The 25,780-nt window shown below is 38.9% G+C and carries 16 protein-coding genes; 6 read left to right on the forward strand and 10 right to left on the reverse strand.

Annotation, left to right across the window (positions count from 1 at the left end; translation table 11 throughout):
* The first annotated feature begins 208 nt into the window (after nt 1-208).
* The 3 genes from V6R21_RS17905 (at nt 209) to V6R21_RS17915 (ending at nt 8,617) form a co-directional block, all read left to right on the forward strand.
* Complete coding sequence (locus tag V6R21_RS17905; RefSeq protein WP_334244957.1) at nt 209-3,388, forward strand: two-component regulator propeller domain-containing protein; 3,180 nt, start codon at nt 209-211, stop codon at nt 3,386-3,388.
* A gap of 122 nt (nt 3,389-3,510) precedes the next feature.
* A complete protein-coding gene (locus tag V6R21_RS17910) occupies nt 3,511-4,182 on the forward strand; it encodes an ABC transporter ATP-binding protein (protein ID WP_334244958.1) in 672 nt (223 codons plus the stop codon).
* A gap of 55 nt (nt 4,183-4,237) precedes the next feature.
* Nucleotides 4,238-8,617 carry a hypothetical protein gene (locus V6R21_RS17915; protein WP_334244959.1) on the forward strand — a complete coding sequence of 1,460 codons (4,380 nt, stop codon included), beginning with the start codon at nt 4,238-4,240 and terminating at the stop codon, nt 8,615-8,617.
* On the opposite strand, the gene V6R21_RS17920 is transcribed toward V6R21_RS17915, so the two are convergent.
* Nucleotides 8,618-9,217 (reverse strand): DNA-3-methyladenine glycosylase family protein, encoded by a 600-nt coding sequence (locus tag V6R21_RS17920; RefSeq protein WP_334244960.1) that lies wholly within the window; start codon nt 9,215-9,217, stop codon nt 8,618-8,620.
* Nucleotides 9,218-9,386: 169 nt separating this feature from the next.
* On the opposite strand from V6R21_RS17920, the gene ade reads away from it, so the two are divergent.
* The gene (gene ade / locus V6R21_RS17925; RefSeq protein WP_334244961.1) at nt 9,387-11,027 is read left to right on the forward strand and encodes an adenine deaminase; all 1,641 of its coding nucleotides are present in this window, start codon (nt 9,387-9,389) and stop codon (nt 11,025-11,027) included.
* A gap of 139 nt (nt 11,028-11,166) precedes the next feature.
* Here the strand turns inward: ade and V6R21_RS17930 are convergent, their stop codons facing one another.
* The 8 genes from V6R21_RS17930 to V6R21_RS17965 all read right to left on the reverse strand — a co-directional run bounded on the left by V6R21_RS17930 (nt 11,167) and on the right by V6R21_RS17965 (nt 22,579).
* Nucleotides 11,167-12,159, reverse strand: a complete 993-nt coding sequence (locus V6R21_RS17930; protein ID WP_334244962.1) for an aldo/keto reductase — start codon at nt 12,157-12,159, stop codon at nt 11,167-11,169.
* Nucleotides 12,160-12,247: 88 nt separating this feature from the next.
* Nucleotides 12,248-12,478: a hypothetical protein gene (locus tag V6R21_RS17935; protein WP_334244963.1), complete on the reverse strand. Its 231-nt coding sequence runs from the start codon at nt 12,476-12,478 to the stop codon at nt 12,248-12,250.
* Nucleotides 12,479-12,603: 125 nt separating this feature from the next.
* A complete protein-coding gene (locus V6R21_RS17940) occupies nt 12,604-13,608 on the reverse strand; it encodes a hypothetical protein (protein WP_334244964.1) in 1,005 nt (334 codons plus the stop codon).
* Nucleotides 13,609-14,021: 413 nt separating this feature from the next.
* Nucleotides 14,022-17,480, reverse strand: coding sequence for a pyruvate carboxylase (locus tag V6R21_RS17945; RefSeq protein ID WP_334244965.1), 3,459 nt, complete (start codon nt 17,478-17,480; stop codon nt 14,022-14,024).
* Nucleotides 17,481-17,733: 253 nt separating this feature from the next.
* Nucleotides 17,734-19,593 carry a TrkH family potassium uptake protein gene (locus tag V6R21_RS17950; protein ID WP_334244966.1) on the reverse strand — a complete coding sequence of 620 codons (1,860 nt, stop codon included), beginning with the start codon at nt 19,591-19,593 and terminating at the stop codon, nt 17,734-17,736.
* 24 nt (nt 19,594-19,617) lie between these two features.
* A complete protein-coding gene (locus V6R21_RS17955; protein ID WP_334244967.1) occupies nt 19,618-20,280 on the reverse strand; it encodes a DUF2461 domain-containing protein in 663 nt (220 codons plus the stop codon).
* Nucleotides 20,281-20,411: 131 nt separating this feature from the next.
* Nucleotides 20,412-21,440, reverse strand: a complete 1,029-nt coding sequence (locus tag V6R21_RS17960; RefSeq protein WP_334244968.1) for a hypothetical protein — start codon at nt 21,438-21,440, stop codon at nt 20,412-20,414.
* Between the two features lie 443 nt (nt 21,441-21,883).
* The gene (locus V6R21_RS17965) at nt 21,884-22,579 is read right to left on the reverse strand and encodes a CoA transferase subunit A (protein WP_334244969.1); all 696 of its coding nucleotides are present in this window, start codon (nt 22,577-22,579) and stop codon (nt 21,884-21,886) included.
* A gap of 290 nt (nt 22,580-22,869) precedes the next feature.
* On the opposite strand from V6R21_RS17965, the gene V6R21_RS17970 reads away from it, so the two are divergent.
* Nucleotides 22,870-23,235, forward strand: coding sequence for a DUF3127 domain-containing protein (locus V6R21_RS17970; RefSeq protein WP_334244970.1), 366 nt, complete (start codon nt 22,870-22,872; stop codon nt 23,233-23,235).
* Between the two features lie 86 nt (nt 23,236-23,321).
* On the opposite strand, the gene V6R21_RS17975 is transcribed toward V6R21_RS17970, so the two are convergent.
* Entirely contained in the window at nt 23,322-25,145 is a 1,824-nt protein-coding gene (locus tag V6R21_RS17975) for an alpha-amylase family protein (protein WP_334244971.1), read from the reverse strand.
* Nucleotides 25,146-25,310: 165 nt separating this feature from the next.
* Here V6R21_RS17975 and V6R21_RS17980 point away from each other — a divergent pair, with 165 nt between their 5' ends.
* On the forward strand, nt 25,311-25,760 hold the full coding sequence (locus tag V6R21_RS17980) for a hypothetical protein (protein ID WP_334244972.1): 450 nt from the start codon (nt 25,311-25,313) through the stop codon (nt 25,758-25,760).
* The last annotated feature ends 20 nt before the right edge of the window (nt 25,761-25,780 follow it).

Genomic DNA, 25,780 nt, shown 5'->3' on the forward strand with positions numbered 1-25,780 from the left:
TGCGCCGTGATATTACCAAGTTCAACATATTATACCATATTTTTTTACAATTGTTGAGGATAAACCGTATTCAAGACACTAGAAAATATCCCATTCGGACTTTCATATCCTGATTTAGCTGAGGTATATCACTTTTTTCTTTTCCTTTCCGCAAGGGCTGCTAAATTTATATTAGAAGACTGGTTCCCATTTCAACCCTACTCAACCCATGTATCACCCTTCACTACCTGTCCCTGCATTAATACTGCTGCTGTCCTTTGTATTTACTGCTCAATCGTTATGTGCGCAACTTTATAACTTTTCACACTACACCAATAAGGATGGGCTTTCACAAAACCACTGTACCTCCTTGCTACAGGATAGACGAGGCAAACTCTGGATCGGAACAAGTGAAGGTGGCGTATGTCAGTTTGACGGTCACCATTTCAAAATATTTGATACGCATAAAGGGCTTTCCAGTAACTTCACGACAGGTATAGCCGAAGATAACCAAGGCAATATCTGGATTAGCACCACTAATGGACTCAATAAGTTTGATGGCAATAACATCAGCAGTTTCCTTGACCACACAGACTCTCCGATTACCATCTCTTCCCTTTCTACTGATGATGAACACAACATCTGGTTTTTGGATAATTTGGGGCAAATCAGCCGCCTAACAAGACAATTGACACAAGCTGTTTATCATGAAGAAATGGATGCAGGCTTAACAGCTTATGCTTTTACTGAAGAACACCACCTGATTTATGCCAACCATAACGGCATATCGATGCTTAACAATAATGGTGACTACCTGTTCAAAATCCCTTTCAATCAAAAAGTTAATTGTCTGCTCCAAATTCATGAAGGCAAATGGATGGTAGGCACTTCTCAAGGCTTATATGTACTGGAAAATCAACAATTGACAATTCCTACTCAATACAAAGCCCTCTCATTTTCTAATATCAATAAGGTTCTAAAGGACAGTAAAGGAAGAGTCTGGGTGGCTACTGCCGGACATGGAGTGTACTGTATCAAAGGGAATGATACAATCAGGCTCAGTAAAGAAAATGGCTTATCCCAAACTGTTAATGACCTGCTGGAAGATTTGGAAGGTGGAATCTGGTTTGCGACACCTGATGGCATATTTAGGTTAAACAACTTTGCTTTTGCCTTCTACAACGAAACTCATGGTGCCAAAGAAGCCAATGTACACTCCCTCACTTACGGACCAAATGGCTTCCTGTATTGGACAAACTCATCACACCTACAATGGCTGGACAGCCTTAATAAAATTCATTCGGAACCATTGCCACCAAAAATCCAATCCAGTGAATCACCTAAACTGGTTGCTGACAGTACTGCGCTATGGCTAATTACGCAACATGCTGTTTTTAGGAAAAGTCCCCACGACAAATATTGGAAAAGCCTGAATTCAAGCCATCAAATAGCTACTGATGAAACATTCACATGTGGTACAATCCACCACGGCACACTCTACATAGGTGGAAATAGTGGTGTCTACTATTTCCAAAATGATAGTATCTACCCTTTTCTTTCAGGAATTTCGGCTACATCCTGTATGCTGAAAGACAAACAGAACAGGTTATGGGTTGGGAGTAACCAAGATGGCTTATACCTAATCAATCAGGACAGTTCCGTACACCACTACCACTACAACAATGGGCTGCCTAGTAAATATATAAACACGCTATTGGAGGATGCTAAAGGAAATATCTGGATTGGTACTTCAGGAAATAGCCTAGCTAAAATCCCATTTAACGATCCTGATAAAGTCGTTACTTATGAAGAAGAAGAGTTTATCTCTACCAATATTTACTCTTTGGCAACTGACTCATATGGACATATCTGGGCCGGTTCAGATAGAGGAATGAATAAGGTGATCATACTGGAAAATGACTATATCAGAATCGAGCGATATACAAGCAATGAAGGTTTCAGCACTTTGGAAGTCAGTAAAGATGCTGGCTTATCGGGAAAGGCATATAGCTGGTTCGGAACCAAGAATGGATTAACCAGAATTAATCCCAATGAAGATATATTGGTCACAAGACCACCTGACATACAATTTACAGGTATTGACCTCTTTTTTGAGAATATCAGCCTTCAAGAATACGCTGAAGGAATTGAAAGCTGGTCTCAAATGCCTTTCAGGTTACAACTTCCTTATGATATGAATCACCTCACCTTTCACTTTTCAGGGATCAGCATGAATATTCCTGAGCGGGTTCGCTACCAATGGAAACTAAGTGGACTGGATGAAGACTGGTCTCCACCATCAGACCAAAGCTTTGCTGTTTACCCCAACCTTGAACCTGGAAATTACCAGTTTATGGTAAAGGCTCGAAATGCGAGAGGTAAATACAATGAAATACCTGCTGTTTATCATTTTGAAATCCAAAAGCCATTTTACGCCACCAAACTGTTTCTTGCTTTATCTCTGGTCACTATAGTCATTTCACTGTATTACCTATTGAAATACAGGGCTGATACTTATGAGAAAACCAAACTTTTGCTTAGAGAAAAAGTCAATGAACGAACTGCAGAATTAGCCAAACAAAGCCTAGAACTGGAACTCAAACGGAAAGAGCTACAGGACAAGAATGCTGAGATGAGTCGAATCCATTCCAAAATGGTAAGCAGCCTGCAGTATGCCGGACGAATTCAGAAAGTTCTGCTTGATTGCCAAAGTGATTTTGACAGGCTTATCCCTCAATCTTTTGTATTGGATGTACCAAAAGACATCGTAACTGGTGATTTCTATTGGCTTTATGAATCTGAAGAGTTTACCCACTTTGCATTGATTGATTGCACAAACAGAGGTGTTCCCGCTGCATTTATATCCATTGTAGGGAAGGATTATCTACAACAGATTGTTAGTGAAAAACCAGAACTGACACCATCTCAGGTACTGGCTGAACTGAACGAGATCATGACCAATATTTTGCAAAGTGGAGAGAATAAGGAAATCAATGACGGAATGGATATTGCCTATTGCCGCTTCAGCAAGTTGGCACCTGATATGCTTTTTGCCGGAGCTAGACGCCCGATTATTATGGTAAAAAATAATCAGCTAGATGAAATCAAGGGAGACTTCTCCAGTATAGGACTGAATTACAATAAAAAAATGGCACAGTTTCAGGATCATTATATCCGATTCGACCATGAAACTGTTTTTTACTTATTTTCAGATGGGTTTGCCAATCAATTTGATAAGGAAGGGAATCGATTCAAGCGCACTCGCTTCCGAAAACTATTGCTCGAAAATGTCTCCCTGCCATTTGACAAGCAAAAAGCTGCCCTTGAAAAAACTTTTATCAACTGGAAAGCTGATGCAGAACAATTGGACGATATGATGGTCATAGGATTTAAATTAGTACAAAATTAATGCATGAACTCTATGGAATGACTACCTTGCCATTTAAGTATTAATGTAAAGAAAGTAATGACCGCCGGAGAATTTATACCGACGGAGGAATCAATCAGAAAGCTAGATATTTATTTTTTGCAATGCTCAAAGCAATCAACATAAAGAAATCTTACGGTGGAGTTCCTGTCTTAAAAGGAATTGATATAGAAGTTCAAAAGGGTGAAGTGGTAACAATTGTTGGAGCTTCAGGTGCTGGCAAAAGCACACTATTGCAAATATTAGGCACACTAGATAAGCCTGATGATGGAGAGGTACTTTTGAACGGTCAGAATGTTTCATCTATGGAAGGTGATGAACTGGCTAAAATAAGAAACCTTGAAATGGGGTTTGTTTTTCAATTCCATAACCTTTTACCTGAATTTACGGCACTGGAAAATATCTGCATGCCTGGCATGATCAAGGGGCTTACTTTAGATGAACTAAAGCCCAAGGCACTTGAACTAATGGAAATGCTCAATATTTCACATAGGCAAGACCATAAGCCAGCAGAAATGTCAGGTGGAGAGCAGCAGCGAACAGCTGTCGCAAGGGCACTGATCAACGATCCGTCAATCATTTTTGCAGATGAACCAAGTGGTAACTTGGACTCTCATAATGCAGACAGCCTTCATAAGCTTTTCTTTCAATTGAGGGAGGACCTTAACCAGACGTTCGTAATCGTCACTCATAATAAAGAATTTGCTTCTATGGCAGACCGAATTCTTGAAATTGCTGATGGACAAATCTATCAGGAAGTCAAAAAACAGGTCTGATAACTAATCATTGTGATGGCGGTCATATAAGATCGCCATGACCCAAATCCTTACAATGAAGGACACAGACAAGAAACAAATAAGCAGCACACCCAAATCCGACAAGCAGCCTTCTCAAAAACGACGTTCATTCAAAAAAACCGTTTTCAAGGGGATTGCTGCACTATTGCTTAGTTTACTCTTGTTACAACTGATGTTTAACATTTTTGCTGACCAACTGGTTGGGTCAGTCATGATCAATGTAACTGAAGTGGCGTCTGATAACCGCTACAAGCTTCGTTACGATAACCTTGATGTCAATTTTCTACTTGGAGATATTGAGATCAATGGACTTGAAGTCTACCCCGACAGCCTGTTCCTCATCAGCAATGACTCTCTACCACTCGAAGACAAGAAGGATCTTTTTTCACTTCAGGCACCTCATATATACATTTCTGGAAGTGGGTTACGCAAGGCTTTTCTTCAAGGCAAATTGGTGTTGCAGGATGTCAGCATCGACTCACTGTACGTCTATTACAGACAGCTGAACACACATGACCTTGACTCCGTCAAACTCAATGAAGGCATACTCGGCTCTTCATTCCTTTCTAAATTCACCAATGAATTTGAGATCAAGCAACTGCTGCTTAATAATGCGAACCTAAGACATGAAAACCTGACTTCTAATCAACCTGAAATTTCTGTTTTAAAGGATGTCAGCCTTCACATCTTGGATTTTGGAGTCAATAAAGAAACGTTGCAAAATGAGAAGACACCTTTCAGGCTTGATTTACTGACCATTACGCTGAACAGAAACAGTATTTCATTGCCGAACTCTCCTTACAAACTTGAAGTTGGTGATGTTAGTTTCTCTACACTCAGACATGAGATTATGGTCAGAGGATTGAAGTTAAAGAACCAATTGAACAATCAATCTATTTTTGAAAGTGGCAATATCTTACTGGACAGTCTGAACATTAAAAAGCTGTATCTGCAAAATAAGCTTGAAGCAAGCAATGTCATCATCAATGCTCCTCACCTAAACCTGACACCCTCCATATTGGAAAAGCAAGATGGTGCCGTAATGGATTCATTGCCTATCTCTGTTGCTTTAAAATATTTACTGATCAATAATGGCAGTGGCAATCTGCAACACAGTAGCTTACCGGACTTAAGCATCAATGATTTTGATTTTAGGGCTGAAAACTTTGCCATCAATGCCAGCTCCATGAAAACTGCAATGGGGTTCAATGCCAATGACTACCATCTAAGCTTTAGAAACCAAACCTTCTACACTCCTGATAGCCTCCACGAAATTGGGTTGGATAATTTTAGTTTTGATGCTGGCGACAGTGTTATGGCTGTAAAAAATCTGACGTTTAAGCCTCTTGCAGACAAGTTCGGTGATAAGCTCCGAATCACAGGAAAGGTTCCATTCTTGATCCTAAAAGACTTTTCCCTAAGGGAGATGATAGAGGGAAATAAACAGATTAAAAACCTGAAAATTGAGCGTCCGAACCTGTATATCGTTTCTCCAAATCAACAACATACAAGGTCTACTCCTAATACTGATGAGGCCTACTCAATTCAGGATCTACAAATTGAAAATGGCAAACTTAGCTTGGATGTACCTAATCACATGGCTATTCACTTTCAGGATTTTATGCTTCACCTCTCAAACCTGAAGTTGGCAGAGGAAGCACTAAGCAATTCCACTATCTTGAATTGGCAGTCTGGTCATACAAGCTTTAACAGTTATACCTCCAAGCTGGATATCAACATCTCCAATACAGGCTATAGAAAGTCGACTGATACTTTCATTATTAATGGTATCAAGATCAACAATGATGAAAACGAATCTGAAGAATTAAGCAATGGCACTATCGATCAGATTGTATTACCAAATCCAAGCCTAAGAAAAAAGCATGATCAATTCGAACTCTACTGTGATGACTTGACCATAAAGGCTCCTAACCTTTCTGTTTATTTACAAGGAGATAAAGCCAATTATGACAAAAAATCTATCAAGCAACGTTTTTTCCCGAAAAGCATCACGCTTTTAGGTGGGTTAACAAAAGTACAGTTACAGACAAAAGAAGGCATTTTGAAAGGACGATTCCATAACGATTACACCGTCATTAGGCATCCTTACCTTTCTGAAGATAAAGAACAACCAATGGGTTGGGGTTCACTTCAAACGTCCATGAATCAACTGGACTTTATTTTCCCTGACAGTTCTCATACTGCCACGATTTATAACCTTAAAATTAATGATAATACAGCCAGCATTAAGTTCAGAAAAGGACTAATTACACCGTTGTCCATATCCAATAATATTGCAATTGACAATAACATACTTATTGAAGCACGTGATGTTAAGTTGGACGGTATCAGGTCTGATGTCATATTTTCGGACCTTCCTATTGAACTGGACTTATTCTCTATAAAATCCCTTAAAGGCATTTTATACCTTAATCAACAGGGGCAAAACAACTTTGTAAAACCGATCAACATCAAAAAAGTCATTGCAGGAATTGATGGGCTGGAAGTCTACACTGAATTCAAAAACCCTACTTATTCAGACATTGGACATGGAGATGTGATCCTTGAAAATTTTCAGGTTGACTCTACAGGTTTAGATGCAAGTCAGGTTAAGCTAACCCTGAATAAAATGGTTCATAGTCAGGAGGCGACTGGAAAACTATTCAAAATTGAGCAACTGTACTTTGATGAAATGGACAAGGATTCTCTCAATATCAAAGGCTTTGAGACAGTTCCATTTGAGGATGACGGAAGTGTTCCTGATAGCATTTATATCGAAGAGCTTACAGTTTCAAATACTGGGCTGAGAAGTCTAAGAAAAAACATGGCTTGGCATATTAGAAGCATCGATATCAAGAAACCTTACTGGATCACCTACATTCCTGACAAGCCCACAGGTAAATGGGATGCCTCACAGGTTGAAGCTAAACTGGAAACACTTTGGCAACAGACTCCTTCATTTGCATGCAATGATATAGCTGTTTCCAATTCTACCTTAATATTGAGATCATCCAACAATTCAGGGAATGAAACCATTGAACTGGCGACAAATCAACCTACCAATAAGAAACGTGTAAGGAGACGGTCAAGAGATAAAAAGTCAATGGATACCAAAATCAAACTTCAATCGTCTACCAATACTGAAAAGAAAATAAAGTCTCTTTACCATGACTTTAAGATCTACAATATCAATGTATCGGGTCGTAACCTCAAAGTAAACAGTACGCTACCTCCATCGGAAGTCATGAAGGCATTGGTAAAAAATATTGATATCAATGTCGGCGTAAATCAGTTTATGACACCAGACTCCTTATATACCTTCGGTTTTGACAGTGTTCAGCTTTCTACCAAAAGAAGGAATATCACCGTTGACTTGCCATACCTGAAACCTTTACTTGATAGAAGTGAGTTTGCACCTACCAAAGGGTATCAAACTGATTGTATTGAAATGAATGTAGGTCAACTTTCATTTGAGGACCTTGATTTTAACTTATTTGCTGCTGACAGTGGATTGGTTGCGCAAAGTATGAACGTCAACAAGCTGGAGTTACAAGACTACCGTGACCGCACCATTCCAAGTAAAGCCGACAAGCAAGCACCAAAATTACCTGTAGAGCTGCTGAAAGCAATCCCCTTCACTGTCAAGCTAGACACTGTTAAGATCCAAGATAGCCACATTAAATATGAGGAATATACAGGGTCATTCAAGTTCAGGAGAAAAAAGAAAACAATCGAATATGAAAAAGTAGGGACATTTGAACTGACTGACCTGAGTGGGGAGATTCTGAATGTCACAAACGATTCTGCCTTTATAACTAAAAACAAGGTCATGCGTCTGAATGCCAATGCCAAACTGATGGGCGATGCTAAGGTCTTTATGAAGTGTAACTTTCTGCTTTCAGACACCAATAATGTACATACCTATGATATTTGGGTAGAAAAAATGGACCTTCAAAAGTTGAATCCTCTATTTGAAGGTTTAGCCATGATCCGCATTACTGAAGGAAAATCCAAAGGACTTTTTATGACTGTTGTAGCCAACAATGATTATGCTTACGGCAATATGCAATTCCGCTACAGTGATCTCCATGTCGCTGTATTGAAGGAAAAGCATAAAAGAAAGGAAGGTATTCTAAAGAAGAAGAAAATGTTCTCCTCTCTTGCCAATGCGGTTATAGATCAGGATAATCCAAAGCTCTTCAGGTTACGGGATGGGCAGGTTTACTTTGAAAGAGACAAGTCTAAATTTATTTTCAACTATTGGGCTAAGTCTATTCTTTCGGGCATTCTTTCGAGTACGGGAACCAAGCAACCCAAAATTCAGGAAGATGGTGTAAAACAAAAGATAAGAGGCCTCCAAAAAAGCATGAACAAACGTAGAATCAGGAGGGAGTTCCATTTCCCTCCCAACTAATTACTCATTGTCCAACGACTTCCAAATCAATCGGCTTGCATAGGAACGGTATGGCGCCCAAGGCGCTGCTATTTCTTTCATTTTCTTATGCAGCTCTTTTCCTTTTCCCTCTAAGCCATAAAGCTTCACCATTCCATTCTGTATCCCCAAATCGCCTACCGGTAATACATCCTCCCTGCCAAGTCTGAAAATCATAATCATATGCACAGTCCACTCTCCCACTCCTTTAATGCTTACTAGCTTTTTAAGCACTTCAGTATCTTCCAACTCTCTCCACGGCAGTTGTCTATTCTCTTCCAATGAGAAAAAATCTGCTATGTTGTACAAGTATCCTGTCTTCTGCCTTGAAATGCCTACAGAACGCAATTCATCTTCCGTTAAGGCTAGTAACTTCTCAGGTGTAGGCAAACCGCCTATCAGTTGTTCAAATCGCTTATAAATGGTTGCAGCTGCTTTTACGGACAGTTGTTGTGAAATGATAGAGCTGACCAATGACCCAAAAATGTCATCTCCTTTTTCAATCTCATGTAAATCAACTGTTTCTATCAGTCTAGCTAACTCTACATCCTGAGCCAAATGCACTCGAATTTCCTCAGTCATATTTGCGCTTCAATATTTTAGCTTAAAAAAAGATCCAATGATAAAGACAGCAAGTTAAGTCAATCCATTAAAATTCATTAATTTTCAGAGAAATTATCAGCACAAGAAATAGCAGTAGCACTGTCCTACTGCAAGACTATTTTTCAAAACAATTAACAATAACTATCCTATGCCTGCATCTTTTAATATTAAGGCTAATCTTGTTGACTTAAAAAACAAAGCAATCTATCCAGCTGAGGTAGTCGTGTCTCACGGCAAAATTTCACGTATATCCCGCATTCCAGAAAGCGAAATCCGAGAACATGGTTTTATGATGCCGGGCTTTGTTGATGCACACATTCACATAGAAAGCGCTATGCTTATTCCAAGTGAGTTTGCCAGAATGGCGGTTGTTCATGGAACTGTAGCGACCATTTCAGACCCCCATGAAATCGCCAATGTCATGGGAATGGAAGGTATCGAGTATATGATCAATAATGGGAACAAGGTACCTTTCAAGTTCTATTTCGGAGCACCATCCTGCGTTCCTGCTACCAACTTTGAAACAGCAGGTGCTGAGATTACAGCTGATGACATCAGAACGCTTCTGAAGAGGGATGAAATCAAATATCTGGCAGAGATGATGAACTGGCCAGGTGTTTTGTTTGAAGATCCTGATGTGATGGAAAAAATCAAAATCGCACACGAGTTGAAAAAGCCTGTTGATGGTCATGCGCCAGGACTAAAAGGAGACAAAGCAACCAAGTATATCCAAGCTGGAATCACGACTGACCATGAATGTACTTCGGAAGATGAAGCACGTCATAAGCTTGAAAACGGCATGAAAATCCAGATTAGGGAAGGCAGTGCTGCCCATAATTTTGATGCTTTAGTTGGTTTGGCAAGACACCATGCAGATCAAATGATGTTCTGTTCTGATGATAAGCACCCTCATGAGCTTCAGCATGGACATATCAACCAACTTGTCAAACGAGCTATTGAGCAGGATGTTGACTTGTTTGATGCCTTGGATATGGCTTCAAGCAACGTGATTTCGCATTATAACTTGGAGGTAGGTAAATTAACGGTTGGTGACCCTGCTGACTTCATTATGGTCGAAGACTTAAAGGACTTTAATGTTCTAAGAACTTATATTGATGGAAAGCTGGTGGCTGAAAATGGCAAATCCCTGATCGAGACGGTACCAGAAAAATGCATCAACAAGTTCAATATCACTTACCTTGAGGAAAGTGCTTTCAAGTTGAAACCGAAAAGCGACAAGATCAATGTAGTGGTTGCTTTTGATGGTGAACTGATTACAGAAAAACTTACGACTGACTGCCTTACAATTGACAATAATGTCGTTTCTGATGTCAAAAATGACATCCTGAAATACACTGTAGTCAATCGCTATGTTGAGAGTCATCCTGCTATTGGTTTTATTAAAAACCTTGGTCTCAAAAAAGGTGCTATCGCTTGTTCTGTGGCACATGACTCACATAATATTGTCGCTGTTGGAGTGGATGATGCCAGTATCTGTAAAGCCGTAAATCTACTTGTAGATGCAAAAGGAGGTTTAGCCATTTATACAGATGAAGAAGTGGCTGTATTACCATTGCCGGTTGCGGGACTTATGACCAATGAAGATGCCTATAAAGTAGCAGAACAATACCAGAAATTGCTTGACAAGACCAAAGTATTAGGTTCAACAATGCATGACCCCTTTATGACGCTTTCCTTTATGGCATTGCTGGTAATCCCATCTATCAAACTAAGTGATAAAGGTTTGTTTGATGGAGAAAAGTTTCAGTTTATTGATGTATTTGCGTAGTGATTAAAGTCATGCAAATTATAAAACTATAACAATGCACTACTTGTTCTTTATTTACTGATTGACAACGTGTGAAAGCAAACGGGCAACAAGGTATTTATATCCTGTTGCCCGTTTATTTTTATCCTTAAAGACCTAGTTAATTCCAATCCAATTCTTTTCTACTGTTCCAATAGGTTTTTGGTTCCTCTACCAACCTTCTCAACTCATTCAAATCTTCTTCAGAAAACTGAACACCATTGGCTTTTAGATTACTTTCAAATTGATCGATATTAGAAGCGCCACTTAATACAACATCACACCAAGGCTGAGCCAGTACAAAAGCGATTGCAATTGCATCAATAGTGACTGCGTGTTTTTCAGCAAGACTTTGGAGTACCTGCTTTTTACCTGCAAATGAGGACTCCTGATTCCTATCAGTCAATCTTCCATTAGCTACACCCTCTTTTATAATTACACCCATACCAGCTTTTGAAGCTTTTTCAAGCATAACAGATGCAGATGTTTCTAGAATATTCCAAGTAGCCTGAACTGTATCAAACAATAGTTTACCAGCCCTTTTTACATTCAAAGCCTCATTTATGATCTCAGGTTGGTTTTTACCGCTGACAGACAAACCAATTTTCACACCTTCGTTTTTCAGTTCCCACAAGCGGTCTAACACTTCAATATTTTTCAATACACCACTGTCCAATGTAGCAGAGTGTATCTGGTATAGGTCAATGTATCCATCAAGGTTATCCTTTGTTTCCTCCCACTGTCTGTTTAGCACCTCCAACGAGTGGTCTTTTACTTCATGATGTATTGCCGTTACTTTCCAGTCTGCAGTATAAGTGTAACCCCATTTAGAGCCAACTGTCAACTCTGTTCCCTCTACTTTATCTTTTAGCCATTTGCCCAAAAATTCCTCTCCTCTACCGTATGAACGAGCTGTATCAAAATACTTCACCCCAAAACTTAAGGCTATATCCAATACATCGAACATATTCTTTTCCATCAGGACAGGATCATATTCATGGTTCAAATCATCACCATGTCCTAAATTAATATATCCAGGCCTTCCTAAAGCCGCTGTTCCTATTCCGATTCTGCTTACTTCCAAGTCTGTGTTTCCTAGTTTTCTGTAATCCATTTATCAGTTATTTGGTAAAAGCCGAAAATAAAAAAACCTCTTTAACCATGTTGGCTAAAGAGGTCAGTTTTTTACCTGAGTCTATATCTTAATTCACTTCTGAAACGACAACCCTATATCCTGCATAATCAGACAGGTCTGTTCCAATAATTTTCCAAGTTCCGTATACAATTCTTCTTTCCCCTCTCAAAATACTGACAAATGAATTGACATTCAATGGATTTTCAGCAATCACATTTCCTTTCTTGTCTAACCACTGAATCAGTAACTTCATACTTTCAATAGGCAGGTTTCCTGTATTGGTTACTTCAAATGCCAACTTGTGGAAAAACGAAGTGTTTTTAAACTTATTCAGTTTACCTTCCCTTTGGTTGACTCTAATACTGATACCGTCAGGCTTATCCGTACCCCAGAAAACACTGACTGGTTTTACAGCAAAATCAGCTACTCTTTTTTTTTTGAGGTAATCTGTTGTACAGAAACCCTCACTTCCTTAAAGTCAGGCATTGATGGAGTTTGAATAAATTTACGGAAATGTAACTCCTGAGCATCACCTCCCATAATTGGTTGACCATATTGATCATCAATCAGGTCTATCACTTTAGAAACTCTGACTTTGTTTTCATCATCTACCAACTCAACTCTCATTTTCAAGTTGTTAATTTCAGTGTCAACGTCGGTCACTCTTACTACCCCTTTCAGGCTGTAAGAATACTCATCTCCAAAATCTCTAAACTCCGAGCTTCGAACTTCAAAAGAAAGCCCAGTAGCATCTTCATCATTAAGAAAACGGACAGGCACTTCAGACTCATCCATGACAATACCCGGCATTACTTCCCCAACAGTCCGTAACCCATTATCATGCTTAACGACACGAATTTCTTTGGCTGTATTTGGAGAGGTTCTATTGGACAAAGTATTGGATGTTGTCCATGACAAATAAGCCAAGCCAGCAAAAACAATAGCACCTAAAGAAGCAGCTACAAGCAAAGTCCTAAGAGACTCGCGTTCAGTTAGCCTTCTTTGGACATCTTCTTTCCTTAACGCACTGATTAACTGCAAGGCTTGCTCATTGGCAGGATAGATTTCAAGACATTGTTTGGCATAATACTTTGCCATGCTCTTATCTACAGATCTTTCATGTTCATGATACCTACAAGCAAAAGAAGAAGCTAATGTAAAGAGGGTTTGTTCATGGAAGGGATTAATAGCGGCAGCCTGTTCAAGCTCTTCAACGGCATCATCCCAATTCTTGTATTTGTAATAGCCAATTCCACGGGTAAGGTGTGCGTCAAATGTATGTTGAATATGCTGCCAGTCCTGATCTGTCATACCGATCTCGAAAGCAAGTTGCTTGAGGTCGGCATTGTTCAGGTTTTCCTGCTGGTTATTCTGTATATCGCAAATTTTTTGCAGGTACCTTTCTAGGTTTCTCTGGTTGTCAGACATAGTAGTAGCAATATTTTAATAGCTGATACTCTCTATTTTCAATTTACAAAAGTTTTTTGGGATTAAACACCTCACTCCCCAACCAATCAGTTTGGTGCAATAACTTCCTAAATAAAGTGACAATAAAAGTTGCCTATACATTGGTTATACGATAGTTATGAGCAACTTGTTAATAAATGATAGGTTTTAATTCTGATTTGATAATCCTTGGTAGATAAAACAAATATTGAGCAGTAATAGTGCTAATAACATTAAAGTATAAATTGTATTATTTTAATTTTAACCTTACATATATTAATACCTAAACACAATGTTATCAGATTAACAAGAAATATTGATACTTATGAAGCAGAATAAAAAAGGCTGTAACTTTATTGTCACAGCCTTGAATTTATAGCATCGATAGAAATTCCTTACTCAACTATAATCACGAGATCATTCTGTTCTACGATTTCCCCTGCCTGCAAGACGATCTCTTTGACAGTTCCTTCAGCAACTGAGGTGATGGTTGACTCCATCTTCATTGCTTCGATTACAAACAGTGGTGAGTTTAGTGCTACTTTTTGCCCTACCTTCACCAAAATATCTGAGAGTTTACCTTGCAGTGGTGCTCCTACTTCAGTTTCCTTGTCAGCATCCGCCTTACGATGTTGGGGTTTGTCAGGAATTACAGACTGATCTTTAACCCAAATCTGTCTGTTCTTACCATTCAAGGTAAAAGCAACTTGCCTCATACCATCTTCATTCGGCTTAGTCACATACAGTAGCTTGATGATAATTGTTTTACCTTTTTTCAACTGGAACTGAATTTCTTCTCCAGGTTGCATCCCATAGAAGAATGCAAGCGTTGGCAAATGCGCCACATTCCCAAAAACATCCCTATGGCTCTTGTACTCCGCAAAAACTTTAGGGTACAACTGATAGGAAAGGAAATCAAGGAACGTATAATGCTCGCCAAACTTCTCCCTGAACTCATCAAACTCCTTATCAAAGTCAATCGGTTCAAGATGCTTGTTAGGACGGTCTGTAAATGGCTGTTCACCTTTTAATACCATCTGTTGCAAATTAACTGGAAAACCTCCGTGAGGCTGTCCCAATTCACCTCTGAAAAGGCTTTTCACTGAATCGGGGAAAGCCAATGAGTTTCCTTTCTTCAAAACATCTTCGGGTGTCAGCTTATTAGAAGTCATAAACATGGCAAAGTCTCCCACAACTTTAGAACTTGGCGTTACTTTTACAATATCACCAAACAGTTTATTGGCTTCAGCATAATTATGCTTGATGGTCTCAAACTGGTCTTCCAAGCCCAAACCTCGCGCCTGTGGTCTTAAGTTAGAATATTGACCTCCTGGAATTTCATGTTCATATACTTCTGCAGTACCTGCTTTAAGCCCAGACTCAAATGGGTAATAATACTCCCTGACATCTTCCCAGTAATTAGAGAACTGGTTTAGAGACTTCAAGTTTACTTTTCTTTCCCGCTCATGTCCTTCCATAAAGGCCACTACCGAGTTAAAATTCGGTTGTGAAGTCAAGCCTGACATAGCTCCCAAAGACAAGTCTACAATGTCTACACCTGCCTCAATTGCTTTCAGGTAAGAAGCTGACTGTACAGAAGAAGTATCATGCGTATGAAGATGAATCGGTAAATCTACAGCTTTCTTTAGCTCTGTAACCAGTTTTTCAGCTGCATATGGTTTGAGTAACCCTGCCATATCCTTGATTGCCAGCATATGGGCTCCTTCATCTTCTAGCTGTCTAGCCAAATCCAGATAATACTGAAGCGTATATTTTGAGTTATCAGGATTCAGTATATCACCTGTATAACAGATTGCCGCTTCCGCAATGGCATTGGTTCGCTCCCTAATGGTGCGAATACTGACTTTCATTGCCTCTACCCAGTTGAGTGAATCAAAGATGCGGAACACATCGATTCCTGTCTCCCATGATTTCTCAATAAATTTCTCTATTAGGTTATCAGGGTAAGCCTTATACCCAACTCCGTTAGAGCCCCTCAATAACATCTGAAGCAAAATATTCGGCACTGCTTCCCTAACAAGTTGCAGTCGTTCCCAAGGGTTCTCTTTCAGAAAGCGCAAACACACATCAAAGGTTGCTCCTCCCCATACCTCCATTGAAAATGTTTCAGGGTGATGTTTGGCAAAACTCTCCGCTACTGCAAGCATATCCAAGGTTCTGACACGCGTAGCCAAAAGCGATTGATGTCCATCCCTGAAAGTGGTATCAGTATAGTGGATCTTAGGGTCATCCTTGATCATTTTAGCAAAACGCTCAGCTCCCATTTCATCCAAAAGCTGTTTCGTCCCTTTTGGATATGGTGCCTGTTTATCAAACAAAGGTACTTTTGGTGAACGGAACTGCTTACTCTTGTCAATAAATTTAACATCAGGGTTTCCATTGACAATAACATCTGAAAGGTAGCGTAGTGTCTTAGTCGCACTGTCAAAAATGCGAGGCATCTTGAAAAGCTCCAAATGCTCTTCAATAAATTTGACTGTTGCTTTTCCTTCCCTAAAAATTGGATGTGAGATTACATTCTGAAGAAAACCTATGTTGGTCTTTACACCTCTCACCCTAAACTCTTTCAATGTCCGTAACATTCGGTCACTTGCCTTTGGTAGGTTTTCTCCACGTGCCGAAATCTTTACCAGCATAGAGTCAAAGTAAGGAGACACTTTCACTCCTGGATATACATTCCCCTCATCCAATCGAATACCATAACCTCCTGCATTCCTATATTCCAGAATGCGACCAAAATCCGGACGGAAATTATTCTCAGGGTCTTCTGTTGTGATTCTACACTGTAAGGCAAAACCCTGACACTTAATACGGTCCTGACCTGTAATGTCAATGATTTCATCAGATAGTCGGTGTCCCTTTGCGACCAGCAATTGGGTTCTTACAATATCAATACCCGTTACTTCCTCTGTAATGGTATGCTCCACCTGTACCCTTGGATTTACCTCTATAAAGTAAACCTGCTGATCTTCATCTACCAGAAATTCGACTGTACCTGCATTGTTATAATTAACCTGCTTACAAATCTTGAGTGCATAGGCATATAGCTTATCTCTCGTCTCCTGTTTCAGTGAAGCAGATGGTGCTACTTCCACCACTTTCTGGAACCTACGCTGGAGTGAACAGTCTCGCTCATACAAGTGAACCATATTACCATGAGAGTCAGCCAGAATCTGTACCTCAATATGTTTGGGATTTTCAATGAACTTCTCCATAAAGATCGTATCATCTCCAAACGCCTTGGCAGCTTCACTTTTGGCTTCAGACAATGCCTGTTGCAATTGTGACGCACTTCGGATGACACGCATTCCCCTACCACCACCACCAGCAGCAGCCTTTAGGATAACAGGAAAACCGATCCTTTGGGCTTCACTGTTAGCCGTTTCAAAATCTGTCAAACTAACCTGACTGTCTTCAATAACAGGTACCTCTGCCGCTCGGGCCACTTTTTTAGCTTCCACCTTATCACCAAGGTGCTGCATTACCTCTGGTTCAGGCCCAACAAATATGATCCCCTCTTCCCTACATCTGGTTGCGAAAGTTACATTTTCAGAAAGGAAGCCGTATCCGGGATGAATAGCATCCACTTTTTCCCTTTTCGCTAAAGCAATAATTTCTTCGATATCCAGATAAGGTTTGAGTGCTGTATCCTCCTCCCCAATCTGGTAGGCTTCATCAGCTTTAAATCGATGAACAGAATAGCGGTCTTCATGTGTGTAGAGCGCAACTGTCCTAACACCAATTTCTGAAGCAGCCCGCATAATTCGAATAGCAATTTCCCCACGGTTAGCAATTAGCAGTTTGTCAAGCTGCTTGAGTTGAGTTAAGTTCATAGTAAGTGTAAGTAAAAGTTGAGTTTTGGTTAAGTCCTGAGAAGGACTGTAAGTCAATGAATATTAATTGATTTCAAATCAAATTATTCATTTAATACAAAACAGAAAACGTTATATTGGATTTATTTCACAAATAATTGAATAATCATTCATTATAATATTAAATAGTTGATTACAGAACAAGTGAAATGAAAAAAGCCACCTTGTTTTTCACAAGATGGCTTTCCGTCTATAATGTAGACTTAAATATCTTTTAACCGATCATTACATGCTCTTCAGGGTACCTGAATGAATTGGTTTTCACAGTACTGCTCAATGCGAGTGCAAGCGTTAATGTACCTACCCTACCAATGTACATAGAAATAATAATGATCACTTTTCCCCAACTTGACAGGTCACTTGTAATCCCCATACTGATACCCGCTGTACCGAATGCTGATACCTGCTCAAACGCAATCTGTAAAATCCCGATATCCGTATTTCCCGATTCTGTAATACTCAACAGAAAAATGGCAAATACGTTATACGTTGTTGCAAACATCAAAATGGAGTAAGCTTTCCTGACGACAGTAGGTGAAATGGCTCGTCGCCCTATAATGATATTCTTTTGTCCTCTAATATCCCCAATGGCAGAAAGAAGCAACACATAAAAGGTTGTACACTTAATACCACCTCCTGTAGAGCCTGGTGCAGCCCCAATAAACATCAAAAACATCATTATGATGATAGTAGAGTCTTTCATACTGCCAAAGTCCATTGTATTGAACCCCGCAGTTCTGGTTGTTACGGATTGGAAAAAGGCGGTTATCAAAGCTTCAACTATTGTCTTGTCATGTCTGAGTTGGTCTACTTCTAATATAAAGACAGCCAAGGTTCCCAACAATAATAGCAACGCAGTAGAAACCAATGCCATCTTGGTTCCAATTCTCCAGTCTTTCCAAGGCTTTTTTACCCTATCATAAATCTTGGAGGGCGAAAGTACTTCCTCTATCGTGGTAAAACCCATACTACCAAATATGATTAATGCTGCCACCACCATATGCAAACCATACATTCTTCGAATATCTATTCGCATACCTGAGATAGCAAATTCAGTAGTATCATCAGAAAGAATCGAGGTATTCAAGCCATCAGGAAACAGACTGAATCCAGCATTACAAAACGCAGAAATGGAATGAAACAGTGAGTAAAAAAGCTTCTGTCCAAAGCTGTCAAAAACCAGTTCCTCACTCCAAGAAAAGAAAAGACCAACAGTACCTACCAGTTCAATCAATAGCGTCAGGAAGATGACTCTACGCAACAGCTGTGTTGCGGACGACAAATCTTCGCTGCTCAAAAAATCCTGAATAATTGACTGATGCTTCAGTCCTACTCCTTTTGACAAAAAAGTTGCAAAAAACGTCGCAAATGAAACAATACCTATCCCTCCAACCTGAGCCAAAAACAAGATCACCAACTGTCCTTTGAAAGTAAAGAACTGTCCTGTATCCACTACGGCAAGCCCTGTAACACAAGAGGCTGATACGGCTGTAAACAGGGCATCCAAAGTCTTCATACTATGCGGACCAACAGTGGAAGCTGGCAACATCAATAAAGAGGTACCGATCCCGATCAATAGTAAAAAACTAAAAATAAATGTAGTAGCTGGCTTTATATTAAGGTTGGATAGATGAGTGGAGAGCTTGGTTACCTCCGTCATCACCATCAGTAACAAATAACAGGAAAGCACATGTTGGTACTGAAGTACAGGATTCGCATCACTGAACATCAAACTAAGGCTCAAAAGAAGCTTTACCCCAAAGAAATAGTTTACTGCCCCATGAATAATAATAAAGAGGTTAAGTACCCCTTCTAACCAAGTACTTTTGATAAAAGCCCACCGATCCAACTGAAAAAGCAGCCGTGTCAGGTAAACCATACCAAAAATCAGGAAGATCAAGTCGAAGCTTGCAAACAAATCCGCCGTTTCTTCTTCAGTCAAGAAAAAACCATATCTGTAAATCAATAAAGCGACGGCAGCCAGTGAATTGACACCCGCTACACCACGCAACACAGGCATTGCGTGCTTTTCCCAGTCATAGATCAGCTTATTGATCTGTTCATCAAAATTCATATCCTTCGCTGCTTCTCAAAAAATCTAATCTTCAGTTGATCGGTTCAAAAAATCGTTGAACGGTTTCATTTTTCTGAACAAGTCTACCGCTAGTTCTATCAAGTTTTCAGACTGTACTTCTTTGTCCGAGAGTTTATGCATGGCAATATAACTCTTGTAGCGTAACAGTTCTATCTCAGGGTGGTCAATCGCATATCCCTTCGGTGCTCTCACCAACTTATCACCCCAAACTTCACCAAAAGCACTTGTAAATTGAGTATCGTAAATAATTCCTTTATACTCATCCGTATTATAGTCAATTTCCTGACGGATTTTCTTTAGATGCTCGCCGGAGGGCATATATCTTCCGCCACCAACAAATGACTCACCATTTGGCTGAATATGCATATAATAGCCTGCGTCTTCAGCTTTTTTACCACCCTTCGAAATTGACACACCAAAATTAAGTTTATAGGGTGTTTTATCAGGGCTAAAACGAGTATCTCTATGCAACCTAAAAATACATTCCTTCGGCTTTAGTCCTATAATGGTACTATCAAAGCTTTGAATACCTAGGATTAGTTGTTCAACAATTTCCTCGAAGGCTAACTTTGCTTCCTGATACTCAACCTTATGGACTTGCATCCACTCCCTGTCATTGTTTGCAGCCAAGTCTTTTAGGAAAGATAAAATCTTCTTGCTTTGCATAGTTTCAGTTATTCAGCTAATAATACCGTGAGTAATTCAAGCTGGCAAGGTAAAAAAAGGTTGGGTACAAAAAAAGCCCAGAATTTTACTGGGCTTCTCTTTCTACTGTAAACATATAGATTTATCTATTTTTACTCTTCGTCATTGTAAACCATTGTTTCAACAGCACTGGCAGAGCCATCACTCAAGGTCGTAGTCAATGGATACTTTTTATCATTAAACTCATGTGTATATGTAATGGTTGATGGGCCTGAAGCATAAGTAACTGTAGATGTTAACATTGCATCTTGTCTGGATTGTGGAGATAAAAATGGTCCAAATAAGTAAAAGATCACATCTGTATCTGATTCAAAACTAGGAATAGAATATAATAAAACATCTAGTGAAAATATATCTAGTGGACCTCCTATTTCTTTAAATGCCCTATACTTATTCCGATTTCCATTATCATAAGTATATTCAGCTTCATAATAGTCTGCTAAATTACCAGAACCAGAAATGTCTATTTTACTTACAACTGACGTGATATTTCCAGCATCATCATAAGTCATATCAACACCTAAAAAAGGTGTATTAGTTGCAAAATCTAAGACTTCATACCTTGTGAATACGCCACTTTCATTACTGCTAAAGTTTATTCTAAAAAAATCCTCAAATGCAGCAACCCTTGAATTACTGGTACTATATTCCATTGGCAATCTCTGAAGGTCTTGTAATGTTGGCAATTCTAACTTTTGATTTAATTTACCTAATCTTGCAGCAGCAGTAGTTGTAGTATCTGTTCCAAAAACAACATCATTAAATGATGCAACTGCACTAGATAATACCCCTCCATCATACTCATAATCAACTTGCATTAATACAACTTCAGTTCCTTCAATAAATATACCCACCTCATAGCTATCCAACTGATCACCTGAATCATATTTGTAGTTCCTAAATAGGAAGTCGTCACCATTTACTACCAAAGTTTGATCAGTAACCAATTGGCTTGAATTGTAAGAGTAAGTTAACTCAACATCAGTACCACTATAAGCGTTAGTTGATTCAGAGTTTGGGGTCAATATCATATCTGCATCAGCATCGTCATCATCACTGCAACTCGTAGTAAGTGCCAGCAGACCTAAAATTGCCAGCAAGTAGATTTTAAGGTTTTTCATACTTCAAAGGATTTTAAAATTGTTATGAATTACAATGGAGAACTGGTTATGGAGAGGCAGAATTTGGGTTTTACTTATCCTAACGTAGTTTCCAGTTCAGATTGAAAGAAATAACACACGGAAATGATTTAACAAGCTCTCTTCTATATTGGGTTTTGCTATGAAGTTTGCATTAATATTGGAAGGCCTGTTAACGAACTGTAATATAATTAGTCATTTAAGGCTTGATTCGCAAATTATATCAAGTTAATCCAATCAAATACTTTGTATTTTTTAAAAAAATTTAAATCAGCATCAATATTATTATATTTTTAATAAAAATCGCCTTAGTATAATATTGATTAATTATCACTAACGATTAAACACACCTGTTAAAACTGAAAAATCCCTATCAAGCTTAATGACAGGGATTTTCAATCAACTATTTAAATCTTTATAAAATGTTATGACCTAACGGTTCTTTGCTCTATACGCTTTTCATAATCTTTGCCTTGAAAAATTCTTTGAACAAAGACGCCTGATGTATGTATTTCATTTGGGTCTAACTCACCTGCCGGCACAAGTTCTTCGACTTCTGCCACAGTTATTTTACCTGCTGTAGCCATCATTGGATTGAAGTTACGGGCAGTACCTTTATAAATAAGGTTACCTGCTGTATCTCCTTTCCACGCTTTGACAAATGCAAAATCAGCTTTCAGCCAACTTTCCATCAAATACTTTTTCCCGTCAAACTCTCTTACTTCTTTTCCTTCGGCTACCTCAGTACCTACTCCAGCAGGTGTAAAAAATGCAGGAATGCCTGCTCCTCCTGCCCTTATTCTTTCTGCCAATGTACCTTGAGGAATCAAGTCCACCTCCAACTCCCCAGCCAATAACTGTCTTTCAAACTCTGCATTTTCTCCCACATAAGAAGATATCATTTTTTTTACCTGATGGGTTTTTAGCAAAAGTCCAAGACCAAAATCATCGACACCAGCATTGTTGGAAATACAAGTCAGGTTCTTGACCTCTGACTTAAGCAAGGCCTGAATCGCATTTTCAGGAATACCACAAAGCCCAAACCCTCCTAACATGAAGGTCATTCCATCTTCTACTCCTTTGATGGCCTCTTCGGCATTATTTACTACTTTATTGATCATAGTTATGTGCGCTTAATGGTTATTTATTAGTGTATGTAGTTAATTGTTATTTGTTATGGAATTAAATTGTTCCTGATAGAAAATCAAAGAAAAATCCAACTCCATTTATTCTGAAAGTAAAATAAGGTTCCACTTTATTTAATACAAAACTTCGATAAAGTAATTGACTGACAGTTTCAGGGATATAGTTTTCGTTACATGATTTCTAAAGAAAAAATTATTACCTTCGAGGTCCGAAGTAATTGAGCACTTGCTTCACGCTATAAAACATTATAATTCTCGAGTATAATATGTCTTTTGAAACAAGAGGTAAGATAGAGGTAATCTATCCTGAGCAACAGATCTCAGAAAAATTCAAAAAGAGAGAGTTTGTCATCGAAATCCAAGATGGCATGTACCCTCAGTTTATAAAAATGCAGCTTACACAGGACAGATGTTCTTTGATCGACGGTTTCCAAGTTGGTGACCAAATCAATGTTACTTTTGACCTGAAAGGCAGACCGTTCCAAAAAGACGGTAAAACAATGTATTTCACAAACGTGGAAGCTTGGAGAGTTTCTGGAGCTGATGCCCCTTCTGCTGGTTCAACTCCAGGAGATGTACCTCCTCCTCCCCCACCAGTTGGTGGTGATGTTGGTGGTGAATTACCATTCTAACCAACCAATCATCTCTTTTGAGGTAATAATAAACCCCATCCAATCAACATGGATGGGGTTTATTTTTCTTAATACCCGCTCAATTTTTAGAATTTCAGCATTAATGCTCCATAGGCTGGGATTTCCAATTTGGATCCTTTTCCAAGTTCAAACTCCAGTTCTTTGCCAGTCAATAATTCTTCTGCTTTTACCTTCCCTACAGTCAATCCCATTTCTTTGATCAATGCCTCAGGAATATTTATTGAAGGCGAAACTGACTCACCCATAAAGTTAGTAACTACTAATACCCGCTCTTTACCAGTATAGCGTATATATATATACTGACGATCTGCATTAAATCCTTCAGCATTTTTATGATCTGCTTGGAGGTCATACAATTTACCAGTCTTAAATACTTCCGAATTTTTCGTCACATTCAAAAGCTGTTTATAAAATGCTCTCAACTCCTTTTGTTCATCAGAAAGCTGACCTCCATCGTATTTATGATCATTCACCCATTTCTGATGTTCTGGAACACCCCAATAGTCAAAAATTGTTGTACGTCCATCATCTCCCCCAAAGCCTGATTCACCTCTTCCTGGCTCACCTACTTCCTGACCAAAATACACCATTACTGGTCCTGAGTTAAGCGTAGCACTCACCACCATGGCTGGTCTTCCTTTTATGGCTGACCCTGCAAATTCTTCAGAAGCAATTCGCTGTTCATCATGGTTTTCCAGAAATCGCAACATATGGTTATTTACGCCATCTAGGTCTTTCCATACTTTTGTAAAATGCTTGGCTGAAGCCCCCTGCCTGTTTTCCATTACTGCACGAAGTGAGTCATACATCCCAACCTTGTCATACAGATAGTCAAACTTGCCTTGATCTATATATTCATTATATGCATTAGGGTTATAGATTTCTGCAATAAAGATTATCTCAGGATTAACTTCCTGAATTTTTGGAATTACCCAACCCCAAAATTCTGAAGGCACCATTTCTGCCATGTCACAACGAAAACCATCAACACCTTGCTCAGCCCAGTAGGCTAGAATCTGACGACACTTTTCCCAAGTTGAAGGAACTGGTTCAAAATGCTTTGTCCCATCTCCTACATGATCTACACCATAATTCAATCTTACTGTTTCAAACCAATCATTAACACTTGGCTGGCTTACAGCTGCTCCATTTCCACTTACTTTAGCTGGGTTTTCATCAAACTTCCCATCTTTTGTCGGAAATGAAGTATCACCTAAAGGAGTGTAACCTTCCGGCACTTTAAAAGGCTCACCAGGGATATAGTAGAAATTATTTTGAGGGTCAAAAGCCAGAGATGTATTATCTGTTTCACCAAAATCCTTCACATTCTCTGGCTTAGCGTCTGAATGATAAGCTCTTGCTACATGATTTGGCACAAAGTCTATTAACACTTTTAACCCATTGTCATGTGTCCGCTTTACCAGTGACATAAACTCCGCTTTTCTGTTCTTTACATCAATGGCTAAGTCTGGGTTGACGTCATAATAATCCTTGATAGCATATGGTGAACCAGCTCTACCCTTCACTACATCCGCATCATCAAGCTGTATCCCAAATTTAGTATAGTCTGTACAAACTGCATGTTCGAGTACACCTGTATACCAAACATGTGATGCCCCTAAGTCTTTTATAGACTTCAATGCGGCATCATTAATATGATCAAACTTACCAACCCCATTTTCTTCCAATGTTCCCCAAGGCTTATTTGTGGAGTTGGTATTGCCAAAAAGCCTAGTCATCATTTGGTAGATGATGATTTTGTGGTCTTCAGGAGTCTCTTTCTGCATCTGTTCCATCACTAATACACTTTCTTTTTTTTCAGTGTTACAACCTCCAAACAGTAAACAAACTGCTATAAAAACCAATACACGTTTATTTATTAATTTCATTTGAGAAAATGGTGGTATTAAATGTAATTAATGATTTCAAAATGTAAATTTAATAAGGTGAGACAAGCTTTATAATGTGAAAAATCATCTATATTCATCATAAGCCGCTATTAACAACCCAACTTCCTGATAGGAAGAGGTTAATAAACATGATAACTTTCCACTATGAATAAATTCAAAAAGTTTTTACTGATTACAATTGCTGTTCTGATTGCAATAGGAGCTATAGTGTTTCTTTTTCTTTATTATGGTAGCTATAGTTCAGGGTATCGCTCAGGAGTAGTCATGAAGATGAGTAAGAAAGGGTTTATTTTCAAGACTTATGAAGGTACCTTAAATATGGAAGGAATCGATACTTACCAAAAAGGTGGGTCCCTATCTTCTGTTTGGTACTTTTCTGTGGACCGAGACCAAAATGATCTATTAAAGAAGCTGGAACAAGCATCACTCAAAAAGCAACGAGTACAATTGAACTATGAAGAAAAGCTAGTTAAGTTCTTTTGGAGAGGAGACACAAGGTATTTTATAACTGATATAGAAGTACTCGAAGAGAATTCACCTCCCAAACCAAACGATAGTAAAAAAGAATCTGAAAAAACGACTGTTGAACTTTAAGCTATTTAAACCAAAAACCT

Source organism: Limibacter armeniacum (assembly GCF_036880985.1).
Classification (GTDB): Bacteria; Bacteroidota; Bacteroidia; order Cytophagales; family Flammeovirgaceae; genus Limibacter; species Limibacter armeniacum.

Bases quoted from the DNA above. Each gene is read 5' to 3' on its own strand.
- V6R21_RS17905 (WP_334244957.1), top strand. From the start codon at position 209: ATGTATCACCCTTCACTACCTGTCCCTGCATTAATACTGCTGCTGTCC.
- V6R21_RS17910 (WP_334244958.1), top strand. From the start codon at position 3,511: ATGCTCAAAGCAATCAACATAAAGAAATCTTACGGTGGAGTTCCTGTC.
- V6R21_RS17915 (WP_334244959.1), top strand. From the start codon at position 4,238: ATGAAGGACACAGACAAGAAACAAATAAGCAGCACACCCAAATCCGAC.
- V6R21_RS17920 (WP_334244960.1), bottom strand. From the start codon at position 9,217: ATGACTGAGGAAATTCGAGTGCATTTGGCTCAGGATGTAGAGTTAGCT.
- ade (WP_334244961.1), top strand. From the start codon at position 9,387: ATGCCTGCATCTTTTAATATTAAGGCTAATCTTGTTGACTTAAAAAAC.
- V6R21_RS17930 (WP_334244962.1), bottom strand. From the start codon at position 12,159: ATGGATTACAGAAAACTAGGAAACACAGACTTGGAAGTAAGCAGAATC.
- V6R21_RS17940 (WP_334244964.1), bottom strand. From the start codon at position 13,608: ATGTCTGACAACCAGAGAAACCTAGAAAGGTACCTGCAAAAAATTTGC.
- V6R21_RS17945 (WP_334244965.1), bottom strand. From the start codon at position 17,480: ATGAACTTAACTCAACTCAAGCAGCTTGACAAACTGCTAATTGCTAAC.
- V6R21_RS17950 (WP_334244966.1), bottom strand. From the start codon at position 19,593: ATGAATTTTGATGAACAGATCAATAAGCTGATCTATGACTGGGAAAAG.
- V6R21_RS17955 (WP_334244967.1), bottom strand. From the start codon at position 20,280: ATGCAAAGCAAGAAGATTTTATCTTTCCTAAAAGACTTGGCTGCAAAC.
- V6R21_RS17960 (WP_334244968.1), bottom strand. From the start codon at position 21,440: ATGAAAAACCTTAAAATCTACTTGCTGGCAATTTTAGGTCTGCTGGCA.
- V6R21_RS17965 (WP_334244969.1), bottom strand. From the start codon at position 22,579: ATGATCAATAAAGTAGTAAATAATGCCGAAGAGGCCATCAAAGGAGTA.
- V6R21_RS17970 (WP_334244970.1), top strand. From the start codon at position 22,870: ATGTCTTTTGAAACAAGAGGTAAGATAGAGGTAATCTATCCTGAGCAA.
- V6R21_RS17975 (WP_334244971.1), bottom strand. From the start codon at position 25,145: ATGAAATTAATAAATAAACGTGTATTGGTTTTTATAGCAGTTTGTTTA.
- V6R21_RS17980 (WP_334244972.1), top strand. From the start codon at position 25,311: ATGAATAAATTCAAAAAGTTTTTACTGATTACAATTGCTGTTCTGATT.